The sequence below is a fragment of the Pseudorhodobacter aquimaris genome (assembly GCF_001202025.1).
GTDB lineage: Bacteria > Pseudomonadota > Alphaproteobacteria > Rhodobacterales > Rhodobacteraceae > Pseudorhodobacter > Pseudorhodobacter aquimaris.
This window is the reverse complement of the sequence record NZ_LGHS01000052.1, coordinates 171,638-193,026: the sequence shown is the minus strand read 5'-3', so window position 1 is coordinate 193,026 and position 21,389 is coordinate 171,638. Positions and strand designations below refer to the sequence as shown.

Sequence of the window (21,389 nt, the reverse complement as noted above, 5' to 3'; positions counted from 1 at the left end):
CGATCAGGAATTCATGGAATCAAAGAAATCTGAGTTGGATTTGGTTTGTTTCAACTTGGAAATCAAGAACTCAATCGCATCCGTCGTCCCCATCGGGTTCAAAATACGCCGCAAAACATAGGTCTTCTGCAAATCGACCTTATCAACCAGCAGGTCTTCTTTCCGCGTTCCGGATTTCAAAATATCCATCGCGGGGAATACGCGCTTATCCGCAACCTTGCGATCAAGCACAATCTCAGAGTTACCCGTCCCCTTAAACTCTTCAAATATAACCTCATCCATGCGACTACCGGTATCAATCAAAGCAGTCGCAATAATCGTCAAGGATCCACCCTCTTCGATATTCCGCGCCGCGCCAAAAAACCGCTTCGGCCGTTGAAGCGCATTCGCATCAACACCGCCAGTCAGCACCTTACCCGACGATGGTACAACCGTGTTAAACGCACGTCCCAAACGTGTGATCGAATCAAGCAAAATCACAACATCGCGCTTATGTTCAACCAAACGCTTTGCTTTTTCAATCACCATCTCAGCAACAGCTACGTGCCGTGTCGCAGGCTCGTCAAAGGTTGAGGAAACAACCTCACCTTTTACCGACCGCTGCATATCCGTCACCTCTTCGGGCCGCTCATCAATCAGCAAAACGATCAGATAACACTCTGGATGGTTGGTCGCGATGGAATGCGCGATATTTTGCAGCAAAACGGTTTTACCTGTCCGCGGAGGCGCCACGATCAACCCGCGTTGGCCCTTACCAATCGGCGAAACCAGATCAATAATCCGGGCTGAGCGATCCTTCAACGTTGGGTCCTCAACCTCCATCTTCAACCGCTCATCAGGGTAAAGCGGTGTCAGGTTGTCGAAGTGAACTTTATGACGTGCCCGTTCGGGAGAATCAAAGTTGATCCGCGTCACTTTTGTCATGGAAAAATAACGCTCTGCCTCACGCGGGGCTGCGATAACCCCTTCAATCGTATCCCCTGTCCGCAGCGAAAACTGCCGGATCATATCCGGCGAAACGTAGATGTCATCTGGCCCCGGCAAATAGTTGGCAGAAGGTGAACGCAGAAACCCGAAACCGTCCTGCACCACCTCCAAAACACCATCACCGCCAATTTCCCAGCCTTCCTCCGCATGCTCTTTCAAAAGAGAGAACATCATCTCCCCTTTACGCATAGAAGGCGCGTTCTCAACATCCCATTCCTCTGCCATCGCCAAAAGATCAGCAGGAGTCTTGGCCTTCAGATCGGCTAGGTTCAGGCGCTGCACATTGTCTTCTGTGATGACGGTTTCATCGTTCATGTTCGAAAAATCCTTGGCCTACAGTCCACAACGGACCACGCCTGTAACATTAAAATGGGGAATCGCTTATCAGGCCGGATGGCCCTGCTGATGTTTGGCTACCTGACAGGCCCATCAATGTCAATATTTCCTTCAGAATTTAAGAATAACGGACAGAACAATAACAACCATCAACAATGTCGGAACCTCGTTCATCATCCGGTAACGCCGCCCTGTCAATGTATTCTGACCTGCCTCAAACGCTTTGCGCCTGACAGAAAGCCACATATGAAACCAAGTCATCCCAAGCACAGACACCGCTTTGGTCCAGGGCCAAAAGCTTGTCCAATCCACGATCCCGGGCGTCAGAACCAATGTGAGGCCCGCAATCCATGTCACGATCATCGCCGGGTTCATAATCAAACGAAGCAACTTCATTTCCATGGTCTTGAACAGCTCGTCGGCTGGTTCACCACCAACAACCTGCTCTGCGTGATAAACAAAGAGCCGCGGCAGATAGAACAGCCCCGCCATCCATGAAATGACAGCCATCACATGCAGAGCTTTTACCCAAAGGTATATATCTGCGAAAAACGAAGTCATGTTTTGCCCTTTCTGGAACACTCTCTTCTTAAATAGATATATTTATAGAAAGATAGTAGTTGAAGATGGGCCTATGGATAACAGGATTATGTACTCTATCCTAGTATTTATCCACAGGATTCAGGCTGTGAGTAAATCTATGTCCAAAAAAATGACTGTTTCAATCATATCGTAAAAACAAGGGATTAGCGGAGTATGGATCTCTCATAAACCATCCACAGTGGAAAAATGTGTGGTCTTGTACGTGCATCCCTTGAAACACTGTGCACATGTGGACAGACTGCCTGAAAGCTTGACAAAATGCCCCTATTGCCCACAGCAATTGCGCTCCTCATGCTTCTCCACAAAACCGGCATCTGGAACATATCATGATTTTCCACAGGACTGCGCACAGTGATACCACAGCTTATTCTTGCATCTGCCTCTTCGACACGGCTACGCCTCTTACAGTCTGCAGGGCTTGATGCCACAGTGCTTCCAGCACGTATTGATGAGCAGACCTTGCGCGGAAGTCTGGATAGTGATGGTGCAAAACCCCGTGATATCGCGGATTTTCTGGCTGAGGCCAAAGCCAGGAAGCTTGGCGAAAAATATCCGGATTCATTGGTACTGGGTTGTGATCAAGTACTTGACTTCAATGGAAAATCATGGGGAAAACCCCGAACCCCCAATGATGCTAAGATTCAATTGCAGCAATTGCGCGGCCAAACTCATCAGCTTTTGTCGGCAATGGTCATCTATCACAACGGAGCTCCGATATGGCGCCATATTGGCAAGGCCCGGCTGACCATGCATGCGTTTTCCGACGATTGGCTTCAGGGATATATTGATCGGAACTGGGACAGTATACAGCATTCGGCAGGGGCTTATTTGTTGGAGGAGGAGGGCGTTCGTCTGTTTTCCGCGGTCGAAGGCGACTACTTCACAATCCTTGGGCTTCCCCTGTTGCCCCTCTTGGGTTATCTCAGGACGAGGGGGTTCCTAGAGACATGACTAACCATTCACGCATCCCGTTAGCCGGGGTTATCGGCTCTCCGATAGCGCACAGCAGATCGCCGGTTTTGCACAATCACTGGCTGGAACGTTACGGGCTTTCGGGGCATTATATCCCGATGGATATTGCCCAGACCGATCTGGAAGAAGTGCTAGAGATGCTGCCAAAAATGGGGTTTGTCGGGTTGAATGTGACCCTTCCCCATAAGGAATCCGTCTTGAAGCTTGCCGATATCGTAACCGACCGGGCCGCCCTTATTGGTGCGGCGAATACCCTTATTTTTCGGGCCGATGGCAAAATTCATGCTGATAATACCGATGGGTATGGCTTCATGGCCAACCTTCGCCAATATGCTCCGGACTGGGATCCGAAATCCGGGCCAGCGATGGTTTTTGGTGCGGGCGGTGCTGCGCGTGCCATCCTGGCGGCATTGATCGATGCCGGTGTGCCAGAAATCCGCGTCACGAACAGAACCCGCCCCCGTGCTGAGGCGTTGCGCAATGATTTCGGTGCAAAGATCACTGTGGTCGATTGGGTCCAATCCCCGCATCAACTTTGGGATGCCGCAACGGTTGTGAACACCACATCTCTGGGGATGACCGGCAAACCGCCGTTTACCCTGTCTTTGGCTGAGCTGAACCCAAAGGCACTGGTGACCGATCTGGTGTATACGCCGCTCCAAACCGAATTCTTGACGGCGGCGGCAGCGCTTGGGTGTAGGACAGTGGATGGATTGGGTATGCTTTTGCATCAAGCCGCGCCGGGGTTTGAGCGCTGGTTCGGTCAGCGCCCCGATGTCGATGACGAGGCCCGAAACAAGGTTATGGGGATTTAATGCCGTACCGTCTTGGCCTGACCGGATCCATCGGGATGGGTAAATCTACGACAGCAGGTTTTTTTGCGGCTGCGGGCGTGCCGGTTTGGGATGCAGACGCGGCGGTTCATCGGCTCTATGGGTGCGGAGGCGCCGCAGTGGCACCGGTTGCCGCGGTCTGGCCTTATGCGGTTGTGGATGGCGCTGTGGACCGGAACGCCCTCAAAACCATTATCGCTGCGGATGACAGCGCCCTTGCCCGAATAGAGTCTATCGTTCATCCGCTGGTAGCTGCTGATCGCGTGGAATTTCTGGCCAATGCAACGGCGGATATCGTGGTTTTCGACATCCCGCTGTTGTTCGAAAAAGGCACAGAGGTTGAGATGGACGCCACCCTCCTTGTCACCGCCCCCCCTGCCTTGCAACATGCCCGTGTTATGGCACGTGACGGGATGACAGAGGCGCAATTCCAAACGATCTTGGCGCGCCAGATGCCGGATGCGGAAAAACGCGCCCGTGCGACCCATATTATAGAGACGTTGAGCATGGATGCTGCGCGCGCCTGTGTTACGGCATTGATCGATTATATCCCAAAGGCCCAAAATGCGTGAGATCGTTCTGGATACCGAAACCACGGGGTTTGAACCGACTGAGGGCGACCGCATCGTTGAAATCGGCGCGGTAGAGCTGTTCAACCACATGCCCACGGGCCGCACCTTTCACAAATATATCAACCCACAGCGCTCTATGCCCAAAGCGGCCTTTGAGGTGCATGGGTTGGGGGATGATTTTCTGCGTGACAAGCCACTTTTTCGCGATGTCGCACAGGCGTTTCTGGATTTTGTCGGCACCGATATAATGGTCATCCATAATGCCAGCTTTGATATGAAGTTCCTTAACCATGAACTGGGCGCGATTGGCCTGCCGAAACTACCTGACAGGCAGGCGTTGGACACTTTGGCGATGGCCCGGCAAAAGTTTCCCGGCTCCCCCAGCTCTCTTGATGCGCTTTGTCGGCGTTTTGGCGTGGATAACTCGGGCCGTGAAAAGCATGGCGCGCTGTTGGACAGTGAAATTCTGGCCGAGGTTTATCTGGAACTTATCGGCGGCAGGCAGCCTGACTTTGTGCTATCCACCGATAACAACCGCAGCAAGGATAGCGCGGAAATAGCAGCGGATTGGCGCCCCCAGCCACGCGCCACCGCGCTGCTCTCACGCTTGACCGGAGAAGAGGCGGCGGCCCATGCGGCTTTTGTGGAAAAGCTGGGTGAAGCTGCGATCTGGGCCAAGCGTCAATAAGTCGGCCAAAGGTATAAATCCTGTGATTTCAGGCACCTACGAAGTCGCTGATGGCATAGCTTTGCAGATACAAAAGCGCCGTTAGATCACCATGGTTGATGCGGATATCGCATTGCGCGGCAACGCTTGGCTTGGCATGAAGTGCCACACCAGCCCCCGCCAGCCCTAGCATTCCCAGATCATTCGCGCCATCCCCGACGGCAATAACGTCGGCGGCGGTGATGCCCATTTGTGCCGCGATCTCTTGCAGGGCTTGAACCTTGGCTTCGCGCCCGAGGATCGGTTCGGCGACGGTGCCAGTCAACACACCATCCGCGATATGCAAGACATTGGCGCGGTTTTCATCAAATCCAAGCGTGGCGGCAACCCGCTGCGTAAATTCCGTAAACCCGCCCGAAACCAGGGCCGCCCGCGCACCATTGGCCTTCATCGTGGCCAGCAACACCGGCCCCCCCGGCATCAAGGTGATATTGTCGCGGTAGACCTGTTCGATCACAGCCTCGGGCAGATCCTTGAGTAAGGCCACGCGTTCACGCAGGGCATCATTGAAATCCAGCTCTCCGTTCATCGCGCGGGCGGTGATGCCTGCCACATGTGCGCCAATACCTGCGGCCTCGGCCAACTCGTCAATACATTCCTGCTGAATCATCGTGCTGTCCATATCGGCCAACAACAAGCGCTTGCGACGGTTTTCACTGGGCTGAACGATCAGATCAATGCCAAGCGCCTGCATCGCTTCCCATGCGTCCCAAAGGTTCTCGGGGCGGGATTCCAGCGGGAACTCTGCCGCAATCGCGGGGTTCAGCCAGATGGCATCGCCGCCGCCCCAAGCGTTGCGCAGGCTTTCCACGGTGGCGCGGTCAAGGATCGGGGTGGCGGGATTGGTCAAAAGCGTGGCTGTGAACATCTCGGTTTCCAAAGGTGCTGAACGGGATGGGCCATGATCTACGGCAAAGCACCGCATAGCGCCAGTTCATTTAGAACCTGTCAGTTCAATACCACTATTGCGCCGTTCAGGGCTGTCGCAAGGCTGACCCATGCAAGATAAGGTAGAAACAGCACTGCCGAGAGCCTGTCACTACGCCACTCCTTACCGATAAACGCTGTGATCAACAGCCACATGACGATGATTACAATAAGCCCGGCAAGCGGCATCTGAAGTGCAAAGAACACGGGCGACCACAGGAAATTCGCCGCCATCTGCGCCCACCAAAGCCCAGCTGCGCCACCATGCAGCCATTTGCGCGCGCCGACCCAGCCGATCAGAACATAAAGCGTGGTCCAGACCGGCCCGAACACCCAGTTAGGCGGAGTGAACCACGGTTTCTCCAAGCTGACATACCATGCACCGGGCAGGGTAATCAGCCCGATGCTCGTGCCGATTACAACGACGCCGATGATAAACACTGCATAGGTTAACAGGTTGCGCATGGCTGACTTACTCCAATGCGCGGGCTTCTGCGATCAACATGATCGGGATGCCGTTGCGGATGGGAAAGGCCATTTTTGCGGGCTCAGAGATCAACTCTTGCGCCTTGGCGTCATAGGTCAGGGTCGCTTGCGTCATGGGGCAAACCAATGCCTCCAGCATACGGCGATCAATTACAGGGGGGGTATTGGTCATTGCATTGTCTCCTCTCCCGATCCGCCGTGCAGGGCAAATTCGATCAGGGTTACCATGGTTTCGCGCCGTGTGATCAGGGTTGGCGCCTCCAGCAGGGCTTGCTTGTCCTCGGGTGAGAAAGGGCAGAGCATCGACAAAGAGTTTATCAACAGCTCTTCATCTGCGTCGCGCAGGCCATCCCAATCGGTCGAAAGCTCCAGCGTTTCAAAGAAGCGTTTCAACAATTTCATAAAGGCCGCCCGTTCAAAACCGGGGTCTTTTTCGACCTCGCCCTGATCACGTTCAAAACCTTTCCAGTCAACCTCGGCGCGGCGGTAGGGGGTGAACCCCTCTACTTCTTGGCGCAGACGAAAGCGGGAAATACCCGAGAGCGTGATCATATAGCGCCCGTCTTCGGTTTCCGAAAACCCCGTCATACGGCCGGCACAACCGATGGAATGCAGGCGCGGTTCGGTGCCTTGATTGGCCGGCACATCCCGTGTCTGGATTATGCCGATCAACCGGTGGGGCGTCTTCATGCAATCTTCCAGCATTTGCAGGTAGCGCGGCTCAAATATATGCAGCGGCAGCCTTGCGCGCGGCAGCAACAGCGCACCGGGCAACGGAAAGACGGGAATGATCTCGGGCAAATCGCGTATGTGTTTCATATCCAGCAGCTAGGCCGCTTTTCCCCTTAGGCAAATATCATTGACGACAGTTTGCGACGACCTGTCAAGGCAATCGGATCTTTGGGGGTCAGCGCCTCGAATATCGTGAAAAGCTGGGTCTTGGCGGCGGCATCATTCCACTCGCGGTCACGGCGGAAAAGTTCGAGCAATTCATTTACCGCTTCCTCTACCTTGCCGGCCGCATGAAGCGCCTGTGCCAGATCAAAGCGCGCCTGATGGTTGTCGGGATCTGCCTCGACCGCAGCACGAAGTTCGGCCTCGGGGCCGGCGTTGGCGGCTTGGTGCAATAGGGCGATCTGGGCGCGGGCGGCCTCTACCTCTTGGGCGTTGGCGATTTTGGCGGGAACAGCGGCCAAAAGGGCCTCGGCCTGTGCTACCTCACCCAGCGCAAGATGGGCGCGCAAAAGCCCGCCAAAGGCCAGCGGGTTTTCAGGCTCTTCTTCCAGAATGGCGGCAAAGGTTTCGACGGCATCGGCAAAGTCGCCATCGGCCAGCATCCCCTCGGCGGCCTCGATCGCATCGGCCAATCCGCCGTCACCGGCAAGGGCGGCCAGTTTGTCGACAAAGGTTTTCAATTCGGACGCGGGCAGCGCGCCCTGAAAGCCGTCAACAGGCTTGCCCTCGTGAAAGGCATAGACGGTGGGGATGGACTGGATGCGCAACTCGGCCGAAATTGCGGGGTTTTCATCGACGTTGATCTTGACCATGCGTACCTTGCCCTTGGCCGCGGTCACAGCCGCCTCCAGCGCAGGGCCAAGCTGTTTGCAAGGGCCGCACCAAGGCGCCCAGAAATCCACGATCACCGGGGTTTCCTTACTGGCCTCGATAACATCGGCCATGAAGGTGGCCTCCGTCCCGTCCTTGATCAGATTTTCATCCGCAGCGGCGTTTGCCGCACCCGATTGATCGCCAAACGTCAACATAGCATCCCTCTTTCGTCGAAACTGTTCTGTCATATATGCGCATCCAAGGGCCAAAGGCCAAGGGGTTTTCAACCCCGCCGTGCGATCAGATCGGCATGAAGTCCGCGCGGGGCCACAATAATCCCTTCGGTGCGTGGATCAGCCTCATTGAACCAGAGCGTAGCCCCCTTGCCATCACTGGTCACGGCACCCGCGCGGTTGGCAATCAAGGCCCCCGCCGCAATGTCCCATTCCCATGTCGGGCGAAACGCCAGCATGGAATCATAGCGCCCCTCGGCCACAAGGCATAGCCGGTAGGCAAGCGAGGGCCGGAACGCATGATCCAGCGTCGGCACCCCTGCGGGCCAATGCCGCGGTGCCATATTCGTCTTGGCGGTCAGAACGCTGGCACCAGCGGCCATCACCGCGGTTGAGCTTGTGATTACACTGCCGTTACAACGGGCCGGCCCTTGCGCATGGGCGCTGTACATCCGGTCTTTGGCCGGCAGGTATACGGCGGCGGCAATGATCACGCCATCCTCGGCAATGGCAAGCGAATGGGCAAAGCTGTCCTGACCGTCGATGAAGGCGCGGGTGCCGTCAATCGGGTCGATGATGAACACACGGCGTGCGCGCAGGCGGTCGGTGTTATCGGGCGTTTCCTCGGACAACCAGCCATAGTCAGGGCGGGCCGCTTGCAGACGGGTGGCCAGCATATCGTTCACGGCCAGATCCGCCGCCGTTACCGGCCCCGCATCCCCGCCCTTGTCCCAGACCTGCGGGTCGCGGCGGAAATGTTGCATTGCAATTGGCCCCGCCGCACGCGCGGCATCGACCAAAAGCTGCAGATCCTCATCAAGCCCCGGCAAGCGTCAACCCTTCGATCAGCAGGGACGGCACGCGGGTGGACATATGCATCCGCGCATCATTCGCAGGTGTCATCCGCATCAGCATATCACGCAGGTTGCCGGCGATGGTACATTCATTCACGGCATAGGCAATCTGACCGTTTTCGACCCAGAATCCGGATGCCCCGCGCGAATAATCCCCCGTGGTGGGGTTGATCGAAGAGCCGATCAGCGAGGTCACCAGCAGCCCCGTGCCCATATCGGCCAACAGCTCTGCCCGCGATTTTGTGCCTTGGGTCAGATCGATATTCGACGTGCCGGGCGAGGGTGGCGAAGATGTACCCCGCGCCGCATTGCCAGTGCTTTGCATCCCCAGCTTGCGCGCCGTGGCCAGATCCAGAACCCAGCCGGTCAGGATACCATCCTCGACAATCGCGCGCCGCGCCGTTGGCAAGCCCTCACCGTCAAAGGCGCGGCTGCCGGAAATGCGGGCGCGGTGCGGGTCCTCGATCACCGAAAGGCCCGAGGGCAGGATCTGTTGACCCAGCGCATCGCGCAACCAGCCCGAACCCCGCGCAATCGTCGCCCCGTTGATCGCGCCCAGCATATGGCCGATGATCCCCGAGGAAATGCGTTCATCATAAAGCACCGGATAGGCGCCAGTCTTGGGTTGGCGCGCGCCCACACGCTCCAAAGCGCGCGCGGCGGCAAGTGCGCCGATCTCATCTGCGCTTGGCAGATCGGCGGCGAAAATGCGGCCCTCGGCGGCCCAATCGCGTTCCATCTCGGTGCCGCTGCCGGTAAAGGCCACGGCCGAGACCGACCGCGAAGACCGCCCGTAGCCACCCGAAAACCCGTTGCTGGCCGCCAAGTGGATTTGACGGCGCGACTGGCTGGCAGAGGCCTCGACCTGGGTGATGCCATCAACCGCCATCGCGGCGGCTTCGGCACGGCGCGCATCTTCTTCCAGCGTTGCGGCGGGGACCTCTTGGGATGGGTCGCATAATTCCAATGCGTCGATATCCCAGCTTTGCGCCAGTTGCGATGGATCGGCGAGGCCTGCATAGGCATCTTCGGGGGCCTCGCGTGCCATCGCCACGGCCCGTTCGGCCATCGCCGAAATGCTGCCATCCGAGGTATCGGAGATCGACACGCAGGCCTGCCGCTTGCCCATCAGCACCCGCAGCCCCAGTTCCACCCCTTCTGAACGTTCCGCCTGTTCCAACTTGCCTGCGCGGATATCAATCGCTGTGGCAATACCGTCCACCGCAATCGCATCGGCAGCCTCTGCGCCTGCGCGCTTTGCGGCCACTAACAGCGCCTCGGTCAGTGTTTCAAGCGAGCGTGTCATCGGGGTCTCCTTTTATATCCCATAGGCAGGTAAGCCGCTATGAGCCTCAAAGCAAGCAGTCTGAATGCAAAAGGGCGACCCGATGGCCGCCCCTTTTTACCAAATCGCGCTGCCTTAGAACGGCATCGGCGCGCCGTTCACGGTGATCTTGCCACCCTCAACGAATTCCACCTCGGAGGTGTAGCTGTCAGGCTCGGCGCCCGGTTTACCCAACATTGCAGCCATCATGCCAAAGGTCATGACCATGTCTTGCTGCACCAACCCCAAGGCTTGCAACTTGCCCAAAAGGGTGGTCGCGCCCACCAACGACAGATTCAGCTTGCCCGTTGGCATCGGGGCCACATTGCCCAACACTGGCGGTTGCGAGTTGTCAAAAGCCAAAGCGCCATTGCCCTTGAATTCCGCCCCTGCAACGGTCAGCTGCAGCGCCTCGATATCCAGGGTTTCCACCTCGAACGGGGGGCGATCCTGCGGCATGTTCTCGGTGTTGCCGGCCAGCATGTCGATCAATGGCTTTGCCTTGCCTTTAAGCGATACAATCAAGGTTGCCGGATCGCGTGGCAGGGTCGCCCCGGAATCGATCATTCCCCAGATAACATCCGAAACAGTCAGGCCCTCCAGCCGCGTCTCAATCAGGAAATCCTTGGCCTCATCCGATTTGGAGATCGGCACCGTCAGGTTGACGGCTTGCTCGTCATAGGCTGCTGCCAGTTCCGGGAACGGGATAGAGCTGCCGGAAACCTTCATTTCCACGCCTTTGCCAAGAATGCCATAAGACATGCGATCCTTGTCAATTGCGACCTTCAGGCTGCCACCATTGGACTGGCTGGTAAAATTAGAGGTCGCTCCGGTTTCGTCTTTGCCGTTTATTGTCAGGTTGCCGCTGTCATAGGTCAAAGCGAGGTCAGAGGTCATACCCTGTGCAAGCTGGCTGACAATATCATTTGTTGTCATCTCGGCCGGAATTGCCGATGTGGTCACGCCGGCGATATTATTCGATTGGCCGACCACATCAAACGCCGAGTTGTTTTCCTCATCCGTACCCTTGGCAGAAAACGTCAGCGCCTTGCTGGCGAAGGTTGAGGTAAAAGACATGAGATCGCCCGGTTTGACATTATACGTCATTGCAAGGCTGGAAAGGTTCACGTCGATTGCAATATCGCGCGGCTCCCCTTTGGTTTTAACGTCGACAACACCGACCCGAAGGTTATCTGCGTTGTAGTCATGGTTCATCACCTCAGGGGTGCCGCTTGTGATAAGCGTGGCCCCGTTTTGCTGGACGTTGAACGTCGCGCCGACCGTATCGCCCTCGCCGTTATCGCCTTCCATTTCGAACTGGTAGGCGTTGCTCATCGTTACTTCGACGCGACCATCGCCCATTTCGCGAAAGCGGACCTCGGGGATGACACCGGCGACTTTGGCGTCGTCGTTGATTACCTCGATGGTCAGATCGGTGATCGTCAGCGTGTCACCTGCGCGGGTTTGTGACCCTGTGCTCAGGGTTTGGCCATGGGCGGTGCCCAGCTCCTGCCAGCCTTTCCAGGCTTCTTCTGCCGTAATATCGGCAAGGGCAGGGAGTGCCAGAAATGCAGTAAGGGCAGAAATAGACGTAATCGTCAAAATGCGCGAGGTCATCGTTCGGGTCTCCGTATACGAATGTTGTGGCGTAGCATCTGCATGTGATGGGGGCGGGTCAAGGGGGCACGCGGGTCAAGTTGATAACGATTGGATATGATTTCCGTGATCGGCTGACTGGAGCATGCCATAAAACTGCGCTAGCCTTTGGTCATTAAACTGGAGTGGGGGAACGTTATGCAAGGCAAAGTGGTGGTTATCACGGGCGCAAGCCGCGGTATTGGTGAAGCAACGGCGCGGGTTTTTGCCGATGCCGGCGCGCAGGTGGTGCTATTGGCGCGTTCAGTTGGCAAGACAGAGGCGATTGCCGCCGAGATCGGGCGCGGTGCCTTGGCCTTGCCTTGCGATGTCAGCAATATGGGATCGGTACAAACCGCATTGGGCCGTGTGGCGGTGGAATACGGCGGTCTGGACGTGCTTATCGGTAATGCGGGCACGATTGACCCGATCGCCCGCATCAGTGATGCCAAGCCCGAGGAATGGTCCCGCGCGATCGATACCAACCTCAAGGGCGTGTTTTACGGGATGCAGGCCGCGATTCCCCTGATGCGGGCGCGGGGTGGGACGATCATCACCGTCTCCTCCGGTGCGGCCCATAACCCGCTGGAAGGCTGGAGCGCATATTGCGCCGCCAAGGCCGGTGCTGCCATGCTGACCCGCGCAGCCCATCTGGAGGAAGGCGGCAACGGTTTGCGCGTCATGGGCATGTCACCCGGAACCGTGGCAACCGATATGCAGGTGAAGATCAAAGCTAGCGGTATCAATGCGGTGAGTGAGCTGGACCCTTCAGTTCACATCCCTGCGGATTGGCCTGCACGCCTGATGCTGTGGATGTGCGGCCCCGGTGGAGATGATTTTCTGGGGCAAGAGATTTCATTGCGCGATGAAAATATCCGCCGTGCAGTGGGGTTGATCGTATGATTGATCTGACCGTCGAAAACGGGGTTTGGACCGCAACTATCAACCGTCCTGACAAAGCGAACTCGCTGACAACTGCGATGCTGGGCGAATTGGCAGATATTGCCGCGCGCGCCGGCACCGAAGGGGCCCGCGCGTTGATCCTGACTGGCACCGGCCGCGTCTTTTCCGCAGGCGCCGACCTAGAGGAAGCCCACGCAGGGCTTGCCACAAATCCGGTTTGGGAACGCTTGTCGGGGGCCATTGCGGCCCTGCCCTGCCTGACCGTAGCAGCCCTGAATGGCACGGTTGCAGGTGGCGCGATGGGCATGGTGCTGGCCTGCGATCTGCGTATTTCTGTCGCCGGGGCCAAGGTGTTTTACCCGGTTATGCGCTTGGGGTTTTTGCCCCAACCCTCTGACGTGCCGCGGTTGGTGCGACTGATCGGGCCGGCGCGGGCATCGATGATCCTGATGGCCGGCCAAAAGATTGATGCACCCGAGGCGCAAGCATGGGGCCTTATCGACCGCGTGGTGGAGGAGGACGTGACGACCGTCGCGCATTCGCTAGCCACAGACGCACTGGCCGCCTCACCCGACCATGCCAGCGCGATCAAACGGATGATCTGGACAGGGTAAGGGCCGTAGACTTGGATAGGTTGCGTGATCAAGCCTCACTGAAGCGCTCTTCCAACAACCCTGAGTATCGCTGATGTTTAAATTTCTTCGCAGCACGCTTCTTGTCATCGTTCTCCTTGTGTCTCTCGCCGCGTTGGCCGCATCCGCCACGATTTGGGCGATCACGCAGACCCAAAATGCGATTGAAATGTCTGCCAAGCTTGCATCCTCTGCGGTCCGGGCCATGCAGCATCAAAATGAAGTTCTGGCGCTCAAATCACAGCACAAGCGGCAATTGATGCGCCAAAAAGCGGCCGGACGCCTGAAACGGATTGTTGTTGCCGTTCCTGTTGTCGGCTTTGTGGCAGCGGGTTATTTTGAGGAAAAAGACCGCCGGTCGTGGCTCGCGGATAACCCCGGCAAGACAAACAGCGATTATGCTTGTGAGCTGGCCGAAATATCTGCCGAGGTTGCCGACGACGTTCTTGCCGGTCTGCCTGTCGATATACAGCTTCCTGATTGGGCAATTCCAACATGCGACAGTTAGGTTACCATTGTGGATGACAGGCTTTTCGGGCAAAAGCGCGCATCGCCATAGGAGAATATTATGGATTACGGCAAATCGGGCGCGCCTAATAAAGGCAAGAACACCGCACGTTATTCGGAACATAACGCCAAGGGCAGCGCTAAAAACCCTTATGGATCGCAACCCTCCAAAGCCGATCTTCTGGCCCGCATGAAGGCCGCGGTTGAGGCGAAAAAAGCCGGGAAATAACTAGATCGGCTGGCCCTGCAACAAGCGGGGCAGGCTGCCTTCCAGCCCGGCCGCCGTGCGCATAAAGCGGCGGCGCAGACCGGGCATCGCGCCAATCGCGCCCATGCCAAGATCGCGCCCAAGTCGCAAGATTGGATTGTCATTTGAAAACAGTTTGTTGACCGCGTCCATGCCCAGCGCCAGGCTGGTCACATCAAAGCGCCGCCATTGTTGATACCTATCCAACACATCCGCAGCACCGATATCCTCACCCCGCCGCGCAGCCTCTATCAAGACCTCGGCCAGGGCACCAACATCGCGCAGCCCAAGGTTCAACCCCTGTCCCGCAATCGGATGCACCCCATGCGCCGCATCCCCCACCAGCGCCAGCCGTTCGGCGGTAAAGCTATTGGCCAACGTCAGGTTCAGCGGATAGGTAAACCGCGTTCCAGCCAGTGAAATATCCCCCAGAAAATCACCGAAACGCGGACGCAACGCATTAAGGTAATCCGCATCGCCCAGCGCGTTAATCGCATTGGCGCGGTCTGTTTGCTCGCTCCAAACGATCGAGGAACGGTTCCCACCGGGCAGCGGCAAAATCGCCAATGGGCCTTCGGGCATAAAGAACTGATGCGCGATGCCATTATGCGGCAGGCTGTGGTTAAGCGCCGTCACCAAGGCGGTTTGACCGTAATCCCACCCCGTCCGGGTGATGCCAGCGCGCTGGGCCACACCGCTTTGCCGCCCATCACAGCCCACCAACAGCCGCGCTGAAAGCACCTCTCCCGAGGCAAGCGTAACCTTGGCTCCTTGGGCCGAAACCTCTTGCGCCACAACGGCTTGGCCCGAAAGCAAGGTAATGCCCGGCGCATCTGCCATCGCGGCCAGAAAGGCGGCATAGAGGTGGCGGTCCTCAACCATAAAGCCCATGGGGCCTTCCTCTATTTCCGTATGATCAAAATGCAGGAAAAACGGTGCCGCCCCTTGGCCTGCATGACCGTCCGAGGCTTTGATCTCCAGTATCGGCTGGGCCTGCTCGGCAATGCGCGGCCAGACACCAATCACGGACAGCAACCGCTTAGAGCCCAGCGCCAGCGAATAGGCACGTCCGTCAAAACCGGCGTTTGCCCGCGCCGGTGCAGGGCGGGCATCGACCACCTTCACCCGCAATCCGTTTTGCGCCAAAGCCAATGCCAATGCAGGGCCGTTCAGCCCGCCACCTACAATCAAGATATCAGTATCATGTTCCATAGGGTTCAATATGTCTCTTTCATCGGCTTTGTCCATGCGGCCCGCGCGCACGGCCCTATATATGCCATTGTTCAAAGGCGGAGTTAACGTTAGCTTTTGCTGAAAATTGGCAAAGGGTGGGTTATGATGCGCAATTGGCTTTGGATGACGGCGGCGGATTTAGGACGCGGGATTGAGGCAGGCAAGATCCACCCCGTTGAATTGACCGAGGCCTATCTGGATGCGGCGGAAAAACACCCCGAGGCCGGTCGCATTTATTCCCGCACCACTCCGCGTCGTGCGCGCTCCATGTCCATCGCTGCGGCGGATCGGGCACGAGCAGGGCAACGGATCGGCCTATTGGACGGTGTGCCGATCTCGTGGAAAGATCTTTTTGATGCGTCAGGTGCACCCTGTGAGGCGGGCTCTGCCCTGCTCAAAGGGCGGGTGCCTGAAACCGATGCGCAGGTGCTGACAACCGCCACCGCGCAAGGGCTGGTGTGCCTGGGCAAAACCCATATGTCAGAGCTGGCCTTTTCAGGGCTGGGCTTGAACCCCGTTACCGCCACCCCGCCGAATGTGAATGATCCAGCGGCGGTTCCGGGGGGGTCATCCTCGGGGGCGGCGGCATCGGTTGCCTTTGGGCTGGCGGCCGCTGCAATCGGCTCTGATACCGGGGGATCGGTGCGAATTCCGGCGTCTTGGAATGATCTGGTCGGATTGAAGACCACGTCGGGCAGGCTGTCGAACCAAGGCGCTGTACCGCTGTGCGAACGCTTTGATACCGTTGGCCCATTGGCCCGCAGCGTCGAGGATTGCGCCCTGCTTCTGGCCGCGATGGAGGGCAGCAAGCCCGCCGATCTGGTCGGCGCAAGCGTGAAGGGCGCGCGGCTCTTGGTGCTTGAAACTGTGGCCTTGGATGATCTGCGCGAGGAGCCCGCCCGCGGGTTTGAGGGCGCGGTAGAGGGGCTTGCCCGTGCCGGCGCCCGCATCGAATCCGGCAAGATCGAGGAAGTAACCGAGGCAATGGACCTTGCGGCGATTTTGTTCACCGCCGAGGCGTATGGGATCTGGGGCAAGACCATTGAGTCCGCGCCTCAAAAGATGTTCCCGCGTATTCTGGAACGGTTTCGGTCTGGTGCAGCCTTCACCGCGTCTGACTATGTCGCCGCTTGGCGCAGGATGGAGGAGCTGCGCAAGATTTGGGCGCAAAAGACGGCTGCTTATGATGCAGTTATCCTGCCCACCGCGCCGAACCTGCCCCCGGATGCCAAGCGCCTGATGGAAGATGATGAATATTATGTTACCGAAAACCTGTTGACCCTGCGCAACACGCGTATCGGCAATCTGTTCGGCCTTTGCGGCGTCACCTTGCCCACAGGTCAGCCGTCATGCGGGATCAGCTTTATCGCCCCGCCAATGCAGGAAGAACGCGTTTTGCGCCTTGCTTCAGCGGCAGAACGGGCGCTGGGCTAAGCCCAGTAAAATTTTGGGAGAGGGACGCAAAAGACACAATCGCCCCCCCCAAGCACATTAAATCAAAGCGTTTTTCTGGACCCGCACGCAAAGCCTCGTTATCCTGCCTCCAAACGGGGCGACATGACCCCGATAGATGAGGCAGCAATGGCATTTCCTGAGCGGTTTTCGAACCTGCCAGAATACGCGTTTCCGCGACTACGCGCACTTCTGGATTCCCATCCGGCGGGTGGTGAGGCGATCTCCATGACGATTGGAGAGCCGCGACACCCCATGCCCGATTTCGTTGGTCCAATTTTGGCACAAAATCTTGATGGTTTTGCCAAATACCCCCCAAATGATGGGACGCCGGAGCTTCTGGCGGCAATCGCGGCTTGGGTCCAGCGGCGCTATGGGGTCACCCTTTCGGCCAATCAGATCATGGCACTGAACGGCACCCGTGAGGGGTTGTTCAACGCCTCGGTCGCGCTTTGCCCCGAAAGCAAAGCCGGCAAACGGCCCGTGATCTTGATGCCCAACCCGTTTTATCAGGTCTATGCCGTGGCCGCATTGGCGATGGGGGCCGAGCCGGTTTATGTGCCCGCAACCGCCGCCACGGGGTTTTTGCCCGATTATGCAGGCCTGCCGCGTGACATTCTGGACCGCACGGCGATTGCCTATCTGTGCTCTCCGGCCAATCCGCAGGGCGCGGTTGCAAGTACGGATTACTGGGCGGACCTGCTGGTCTTGGCCGAAAAGCATGATTTCCGCATTTTTGCCGATGAATGCTATGCCGAGATTTACCGCAACGCGCCGCCCCCCGGCATTCTTGCGGTGGCGCAAACCATTGGCGCGGACCCAGAGCGCGCGTTGACGTTTCATTCGCTGTCCAAACGGTCGAACTTGCCGGGACTTCGGTCCGGCTTTGTGGCGGGCGGGGTGCAATCCATGGCCCGTATCCGCCAGTTGCGGGCCTTTGCCGGCGCGCCGCTGCCCTTGCCGATCCAAAAGGTATCGCAAGCCGCATGGGAGGATGAGGCGCATGTCACCGCGTCACGCGCGCTTTATGCCGAGAAATTTGACCTCGCGGACCGGATTTTCAGCGGTATCCAAGGCTATCAATCCCCCGAAGCCGGATTTTTCCTGTGGCTTTCGGTGCAGGACGGTGAGGATGCTGCGTTGAAGCTTTGGCAGGAAACCGGCGTGCGCGTGCTGCCGGGGGCCTATCTTTCGCGCGATGTTGCGGGGGAAAACCCCGGCGCGGGTTATATCCGGGTGGCTTTGGTCGCCCCAAAAGAAGAAACACAGCGCGGGCTGACCCTGCTTCGCGACTGTCTCTACGGGCAAGGAGATTAGAGCATGGCATCCTATCAGATCAGGCAGCGCGACCCCTTGGTGGATCAAAATACAGCGGCAATGCTGGAACGGCGCGGGCGCGAGTTGCTGGGCATTGGCCTTATTGTGCTGGCCTTGGCCTTTACCGCATTGCTTGGCAGCTATTCGGCCACGGATCCGGGTTGGATGGTGGCAACCGATGCGCCGGTCAATAACTGGCTGGGCCGACTTGGTGCCTCTATCGCGTCGACATTGTTCATCATCGGTGGGCTTGGGTCGTGGGGGATTCCGTTGATTTTGGGCGCTTGGGGTCTGCGCTTTGTGACACATGCCGGCGAGGATCGTGCCATGGGCCGCGTTGTCTTTGCCGTGATCGCAGTGGCGCTGGCGTCGGTCTTTGCGGCTACCCATGTGCCGGGGCCAAACTGGCCGCATGCCGCGATCGGGCTGGGGGGGCTTTTTGGCGATACGGTTCTGGGCGCGATGCTGGCGATTTTGCCGATTGGCTCGGGGTTCGGGCTGAAGCTGCTTTCGGTTGCCTTTGGCGCGGGCCTGCTGGCGATTGGGTTATTCGTTACCGGCTTTGATATGCGTGAGCTGACCATCATTAAACGCTTTGTCATTTTTGGCACGATTACCGCTTATGCTATGGCGGCTTCGGTTGCGGGTCGCTCTGCTGCTGGTGCTGCCCGCGCGGCACAAGGTTATGCCGAGAAGAAACGTACGCAGCGTGAAATCGCCGCCAGCCATGCGCAAGATGATCTTATCTATTCCGACCGGATCCAGCACGCACCTTTGCGCGCCGAGCCTGCATTAGGCGGCTTTGGTCGCCCGAAATCGCTGCGCCCTAATATGCCGCAAGGCTATGGCGCGCCGTCGGCCCCGCAGCCAGAGGCGGAACCCATGGTTGCGCAACGCCACCACGATGAGGTGCTGGAACGGCCCACCGAAAAGCCGGGACTTCTGGCGCGTATGCCGCAGCTTATCCGCCGCGCCGCCATGCCGCAGGCAGAGCATGAACCCGTGGCCGAACCGCCATTGCGCAGCGAAGATCGCATAAAGGCGCGGATCAATGATGTTATCCGCTCTCGTGTGCGGCAAAATCCTTCGCCTCAAGCTGCGACCGTGCAATCGGCAGTTCAGGCCGCAATCGCCCGGCGTGAGCCGCCGTTGACAGGGCAACGTGGGCCTGCCGTGCAATCAACGGCAAACCATCGTCCTGTGGTCCATGCCCAAGCGTTGACACATGGCCCGAATATGGAACGCCTTGGCGCGGCGTCCCGTGCGCTGCCCAAAGCGCCGGAATGGCTGAATAGCGACAGCGATACCGCCGAGGCGCCAGAGGTCTGGGACGAAGAAATTGCAACCTTCGATCACAATCAAGAGCAGGACGATTCCGTATTGACCGAGGATGATGCGCCAGAGGTGATCCGCGTCTCTACCCCCCTGCCCCGCGCGCCGGTGGTTGAACAGCGCCGCATCGTGCAACCCGCTGCGGCCAAGCCTATTGCCCCCTCACGCCAAGCCAAGGCAGAGGCGCAGCCAGGGTTGAAGTTTGAGGAAAAGCATAGCGACTATGAGCTGCCCCCTCTGGGCCTTTTGACCAGCGCCGATACCGTACAGCGCCACACTCTGTCCGAGGAAGCGCTGGAAGAAAACGCGCGTATGCTGGAATCAGTTCTGGATGATTATGGCGTCAAAGGTGAAATCGCCGCCGTGCGCCCCGGTCCCGTTGTCACTCAATATGAACTCGAACCCGCGCCGGGCCTGAAGGCCAGCCGGGTGATCGGTTTGGCCGATGATATCGCGCGGTCGATGTCGGCGCTTTCGGCGCGGGTTTCCACCGTTCCGGGACGCTCGGTCATCGGGATCGAACTGCCGAATTCATGGCGCGAAAAGGTGGTCTTGCGCGAAATCCTTGCCGCGCGTGATTTCGGTGACAGCGCGATGAGCCTGCCGCTCGCGCTTGGCAAGGATATCGGCGGTGAGCCTATCGTCGCCAACCTTGCCAAAATGCCCCACCTGCTGATTGCCGGGACCACCGGCTCGGGTAAATCGGTTGCGATCAACACGATGATCCTGTCGCTGCTCTATAAGTTGACGCCAGAAGAATGCCGACTGATCATGATCGACCCCAAAATGCTGGAGCTTTCGGTTTATGACGGCATCCCGCATCTGCTTTCGCCAGTTGTGACCGACCCGAAAAAGGCCGTTGTTGCCCTGAAATGGGTGGTCGGCGAAATGGAAGAACGGTACCGCAAGATGTCCAAAATGGGCGTGCGTAACATCGAGGGCTATAACGGACGTGTCCGTGAGGCGCTGGCCAAAGGCGAGATGTTCAAGCGCACAATCCAGACCGGCTTTGACGAGGATACCGGCGAGCCGGTGTTTGAAACCGAAGAGGATACACCCGTCTCCCTGCCTTATATCGTCGTGGTCGTCGATGAGATGGCCGACCTGATGATGGTCGCCGGCAAAGAGATCGAGGCCTGCATCCAGCGTCTTGCACAGATGGCGCGGGCTTCGGGCATTCACCTGATCATGGCGACCCAGCGCCCCTCGGTCGATGTGATTACCGGCACGATCAAGGCCAACTTCCCCACACGGATCTCGTTTCAGGTGACGTCGAAAATCGACAGCCGCACGATCCTGGGCGAAATGGGCGCCGAGCAACTGCTGGGTATGGGCGATATGCTCTATATGGCCGGTGGTGCCAAGATCACCCGTATCCACGGGCCGTTTGTGTCGGATGAAGAGGTTGAGGAAATCGTCAACCACCTCAAGAGCTATGGCCCGCCGTCTTATATGTCGGGCGTGGTTGAGGGCGTGGATGAGGATAAAGAAAGCGATATCGACCTTGTTCTTGGCCTCGGCTCTGGTGATAGCTCAGAGAATGAACTTTATGATCAGGCGGTTGCGGTTGTGGCCAAAGATCGTAAATGTTCCACGTCATACATCCAGCGCAAACTGGGCATCGGCTATAATAAGGCCGCGAAACTGGTGGAGCAGATGGAAGACAATCACGTCGTCACCGCCGCCAATCATGTCGGCAAACGTGAAATCTTGTTGCCAGAACATTGAT

The 21,389-nt window shown here is 57.9% G+C and carries 22 protein-coding genes; 11 read left to right on the top strand and 11 right to left on the bottom strand.

Annotated elements, in window-relative coordinates; genetic code table 11:
• Nucleotides 1-3 precede the first annotated feature (3 nt).
• Together rho and hemJ are read right to left on the bottom strand one after the other, a co-directional pair.
• Entirely contained in the window at nt 4-1,302 is a 1,299-nt protein-coding gene (gene rho / locus AKU94_RS09510) for a transcription termination factor Rho (protein ID WP_050527036.1), read from the bottom strand.
• A 132-nt stretch (nt 1,303-1,434) separates the two neighbouring features.
• Nucleotides 1,435-1,884: a protoporphyrinogen oxidase HemJ gene (hemJ, locus tag AKU94_RS09505; protein ID WP_050527035.1), complete on the bottom strand. Its 450-nt coding sequence runs from the start codon at nt 1,882-1,884 to the stop codon at nt 1,435-1,437.
• A 393-nt stretch (nt 1,885-2,277) separates the two neighbouring features.
• Here hemJ and AKU94_RS09500 point away from each other — a divergent pair, with 393 nt between their 5' ends.
• The 4 genes from AKU94_RS09500 to dnaQ are packed head-to-tail and all read left to right on the top strand — an operon-like array spanning nt 2,278 to nt 4,991.
• Nucleotides 2,278-2,877 carry a Maf family protein gene (locus AKU94_RS09500; protein WP_157056486.1) on the top strand — a complete coding sequence of 200 codons (600 nt, stop codon included), beginning with the start codon at nt 2,278-2,280 and terminating at the stop codon, nt 2,875-2,877.
• Nucleotides 2,874-3,713 (top strand): shikimate dehydrogenase, encoded by an 840-nt coding sequence (locus AKU94_RS09495; RefSeq protein ID WP_050527034.1) that lies wholly within the window; start codon nt 2,874-2,876, stop codon nt 3,711-3,713. The genes AKU94_RS09500 and AKU94_RS09495 overlap by 4 nt, the downstream gene beginning before the upstream one ends.
• On the top strand, nt 3,713-4,303 hold the full coding sequence (coaE, locus tag AKU94_RS09490; protein WP_050527033.1) for a dephospho-CoA kinase: 591 nt from the start codon (nt 3,713-3,715) through the stop codon (nt 4,301-4,303). The genes AKU94_RS09495 and coaE overlap by 1 nt, the downstream gene beginning before the upstream one ends.
• Nucleotides 4,296-4,991, top strand: a complete 696-nt coding sequence (gene dnaQ / locus AKU94_RS09485; RefSeq protein ID WP_050527032.1) for a DNA polymerase III subunit epsilon — start codon at nt 4,296-4,298, stop codon at nt 4,989-4,991. Before coaE ends, dnaQ begins: the two co-directional genes overlap by 8 nt.
• 28 nt (nt 4,992-5,019) lie before the next feature.
• Here the strand turns inward: dnaQ and serB are convergent, their stop codons facing one another.
• The 8 genes from serB to AKU94_RS09445 all read right to left on the bottom strand — a co-directional run bounded on the left by serB (nt 5,020) and on the right by AKU94_RS09445 (nt 12,019).
• Nucleotides 5,020-5,898 carry a phosphoserine phosphatase SerB gene (gene serB, locus AKU94_RS09480; RefSeq protein WP_050527135.1) on the bottom strand — a complete coding sequence of 293 codons (879 nt, stop codon included), beginning with the start codon at nt 5,896-5,898 and terminating at the stop codon, nt 5,020-5,022.
• 80 nt (nt 5,899-5,978) lie between these two features.
• Entirely contained in the window at nt 5,979-6,422 is a 444-nt protein-coding gene (locus AKU94_RS09475; protein ID WP_050527031.1) for a TspO/MBR family protein, read from the bottom strand.
• 7 nt (nt 6,423-6,429) lie between these two features.
• Entirely contained in the window at nt 6,430-6,615 is a 186-nt protein-coding gene (locus tag AKU94_RS09470; RefSeq protein ID WP_050527030.1) for a Trm112 family protein, read from the bottom strand.
• Complete coding sequence (locus AKU94_RS09465; protein WP_050527029.1) at nt 6,612-7,262, bottom strand: LON peptidase substrate-binding domain-containing protein; 651 nt, start codon at nt 7,260-7,262, stop codon at nt 6,612-6,614. The genes AKU94_RS09470 and AKU94_RS09465 overlap by 4 nt, the downstream gene beginning before the upstream one ends.
• A 26-nt stretch (nt 7,263-7,288) precedes the next feature.
• Complete coding sequence (gene trxA, locus AKU94_RS09460) at nt 7,289-8,206, bottom strand: thioredoxin (protein WP_050527028.1); 918 nt, start codon at nt 8,204-8,206, stop codon at nt 7,289-7,291.
• Between the two features lie 68 nt (nt 8,207-8,274).
• On the bottom strand, nt 8,275-9,054 hold the full coding sequence (locus tag AKU94_RS09455) for a 3'(2'),5'-bisphosphate nucleotidase CysQ (RefSeq protein WP_050527027.1): 780 nt from the start codon (nt 9,052-9,054) through the stop codon (nt 8,275-8,277).
• Nucleotides 9,041-10,384, bottom strand: coding sequence for a TldD/PmbA family protein (locus AKU94_RS09450; protein ID WP_050527026.1), 1,344 nt, complete (start codon nt 10,382-10,384; stop codon nt 9,041-9,043). The genes AKU94_RS09455 and AKU94_RS09450 overlap by 14 nt, the downstream gene beginning before the upstream one ends.
• A 114-nt stretch (nt 10,385-10,498) precedes the next feature.
• A complete protein-coding gene (locus tag AKU94_RS09445) occupies nt 10,499-12,019 on the bottom strand; it encodes a DUF2125 domain-containing protein (RefSeq protein ID WP_050527025.1) in 1,521 nt (506 codons plus the stop codon).
• Between the two features lie 177 nt (nt 12,020-12,196).
• Between AKU94_RS09445 and AKU94_RS09440 the strand changes: the two genes are divergently transcribed.
• From AKU94_RS09440 to AKU94_RS20005, 4 genes are all read left to right on the top strand, one after another.
• Nucleotides 12,197-12,940 carry an SDR family oxidoreductase gene (locus tag AKU94_RS09440; protein WP_050527024.1) on the top strand — a complete coding sequence of 248 codons (744 nt, stop codon included), beginning with the start codon at nt 12,197-12,199 and terminating at the stop codon, nt 12,938-12,940.
• Nucleotides 12,937-13,554, top strand: a complete 618-nt coding sequence (locus AKU94_RS09435) for an enoyl-CoA hydratase/isomerase family protein (protein WP_050527023.1) — start codon at nt 12,937-12,939, stop codon at nt 13,552-13,554. The genes AKU94_RS09440 and AKU94_RS09435 overlap by 4 nt, the downstream gene beginning before the upstream one ends.
• Before the next feature lie 73 nt (nt 13,555-13,627).
• Nucleotides 13,628-14,080, top strand: coding sequence for a hypothetical protein (locus AKU94_RS09430; RefSeq protein WP_050527022.1), 453 nt, complete (start codon nt 13,628-13,630; stop codon nt 14,078-14,080).
• Nucleotides 14,081-14,140: 60 nt separating this feature from the next.
• Complete coding sequence (locus AKU94_RS20005; RefSeq protein WP_050527021.1) at nt 14,141-14,308, top strand: hypothetical protein; 168 nt, start codon at nt 14,141-14,143, stop codon at nt 14,306-14,308.
• Here AKU94_RS20005 and AKU94_RS09420 read toward each other — a convergent pair whose 3' ends face one another.
• Nucleotides 14,309-15,538, bottom strand: coding sequence for a UbiH/UbiF/VisC/COQ6 family ubiquinone biosynthesis hydroxylase (locus tag AKU94_RS09420; protein WP_050527020.1), 1,230 nt, complete (start codon nt 15,536-15,538; stop codon nt 14,309-14,311). It lies immediately after the preceding gene.
• Between the two features lie 126 nt (nt 15,539-15,664).
• On the opposite strand from AKU94_RS09420, the gene AKU94_RS09415 reads away from it, so the two are divergent.
• The 3 genes from AKU94_RS09415 (at nt 15,665) to AKU94_RS09405 (ending at nt 21,388) form a co-directional block, all read left to right on the top strand.
• The gene (locus AKU94_RS09415; RefSeq protein WP_050527134.1) at nt 15,665-16,993 is read left to right on the top strand and encodes an amidase; all 1,329 of its coding nucleotides are present in this window, start codon (nt 15,665-15,667) and stop codon (nt 16,991-16,993) included.
• Nucleotides 16,994-17,140: 147 nt separating this feature from the next.
• Entirely contained in the window at nt 17,141-18,328 is a 1,188-nt protein-coding gene (locus AKU94_RS09410; protein ID WP_050527133.1) for an aminotransferase class I/II-fold pyridoxal phosphate-dependent enzyme, read from the top strand.
• A 3-nt stretch (nt 18,329-18,331) separates the two neighbouring features.
• Entirely contained in the window at nt 18,332-21,388 is a 3,057-nt protein-coding gene (locus AKU94_RS09405; RefSeq protein ID WP_050527019.1) for a DNA translocase FtsK, read from the top strand.
• Nucleotide 21,389: the final 1 nt, after the last annotated feature.

What these genes read in the sequence shown, in the direction of transcription:
- rho (WP_050527036.1), bottom strand. Translation starts at nt 1,302, where the DNA reads ATGAACGATGAAACCGTCATCACAGAAGACAATGTGCAGCGCCTGAAC.
- hemJ (WP_050527035.1), bottom strand. Translation starts at nt 1,884, where the DNA reads ATGACTTCGTTTTTCGCAGATATATACCTTTGGGTAAAAGCTCTGCAT.
- AKU94_RS09495 (WP_050527034.1), top strand. Translation starts at nt 2,874, where the DNA reads ATGACTAACCATTCACGCATCCCGTTAGCCGGGGTTATCGGCTCTCCG.
- coaE (WP_050527033.1), top strand. Translation starts at nt 3,713, where the DNA reads ATGCCGTACCGTCTTGGCCTGACCGGATCCATCGGGATGGGTAAATCT.
- dnaQ (WP_050527032.1), top strand. Translation starts at nt 4,296, where the DNA reads ATGCGTGAGATCGTTCTGGATACCGAAACCACGGGGTTTGAACCGACT.
- serB (WP_050527135.1), bottom strand. Translation starts at nt 5,898, where the DNA reads ATGTTCACAGCCACGCTTTTGACCAATCCCGCCACCCCGATCCTTGAC.
- AKU94_RS09475 (WP_050527031.1), bottom strand. Translation starts at nt 6,422, where the DNA reads ATGCGCAACCTGTTAACCTATGCAGTGTTTATCATCGGCGTCGTTGTA.
- AKU94_RS09470 (WP_050527030.1), bottom strand. Translation starts at nt 6,615, where the DNA reads ATGACCAATACCCCCCCTGTAATTGATCGCCGTATGCTGGAGGCATTG.
- AKU94_RS09465 (WP_050527029.1), bottom strand. Translation starts at nt 7,262, where the DNA reads ATGAAACACATACGCGATTTGCCCGAGATCATTCCCGTCTTTCCGTTG.
- trxA (WP_050527028.1), bottom strand. Translation starts at nt 8,206, where the DNA reads ATGTTGACGTTTGGCGATCAATCGGGTGCGGCAAACGCCGCTGCGGAT.
- AKU94_RS09450 (WP_050527026.1), bottom strand. Translation starts at nt 10,384, where the DNA reads ATGACACGCTCGCTTGAAACACTGACCGAGGCGCTGTTAGTGGCCGCA.
- AKU94_RS09445 (WP_050527025.1), bottom strand. Translation starts at nt 12,019, where the DNA reads ATGACCTCGCGCATTTTGACGATTACGTCTATTTCTGCCCTTACTGCA.
- AKU94_RS09440 (WP_050527024.1), top strand. Translation starts at nt 12,197, where the DNA reads ATGCAAGGCAAAGTGGTGGTTATCACGGGCGCAAGCCGCGGTATTGGT.
- AKU94_RS09435 (WP_050527023.1), top strand. Translation starts at nt 12,937, where the DNA reads ATGATTGATCTGACCGTCGAAAACGGGGTTTGGACCGCAACTATCAAC.
- AKU94_RS09430 (WP_050527022.1), top strand. Translation starts at nt 13,628, where the DNA reads ATGTTTAAATTTCTTCGCAGCACGCTTCTTGTCATCGTTCTCCTTGTG.
- AKU94_RS20005 (WP_050527021.1), top strand. Translation starts at nt 14,141, where the DNA reads ATGGATTACGGCAAATCGGGCGCGCCTAATAAAGGCAAGAACACCGCA.
- AKU94_RS09420 (WP_050527020.1), bottom strand. Translation starts at nt 15,538, where the DNA reads ATGGAACATGATACTGATATCTTGATTGTAGGTGGCGGGCTGAACGGC.
- AKU94_RS09415 (WP_050527134.1), top strand. Translation starts at nt 15,665, where the DNA reads ATGCGCAATTGGCTTTGGATGACGGCGGCGGATTTAGGACGCGGGATT.
- AKU94_RS09410 (WP_050527133.1), top strand. Translation starts at nt 17,141, where the DNA reads ATGGCATTTCCTGAGCGGTTTTCGAACCTGCCAGAATACGCGTTTCCG.
- AKU94_RS09405 (WP_050527019.1), top strand. Translation starts at nt 18,332, where the DNA reads ATGGCATCCTATCAGATCAGGCAGCGCGACCCCTTGGTGGATCAAAAT.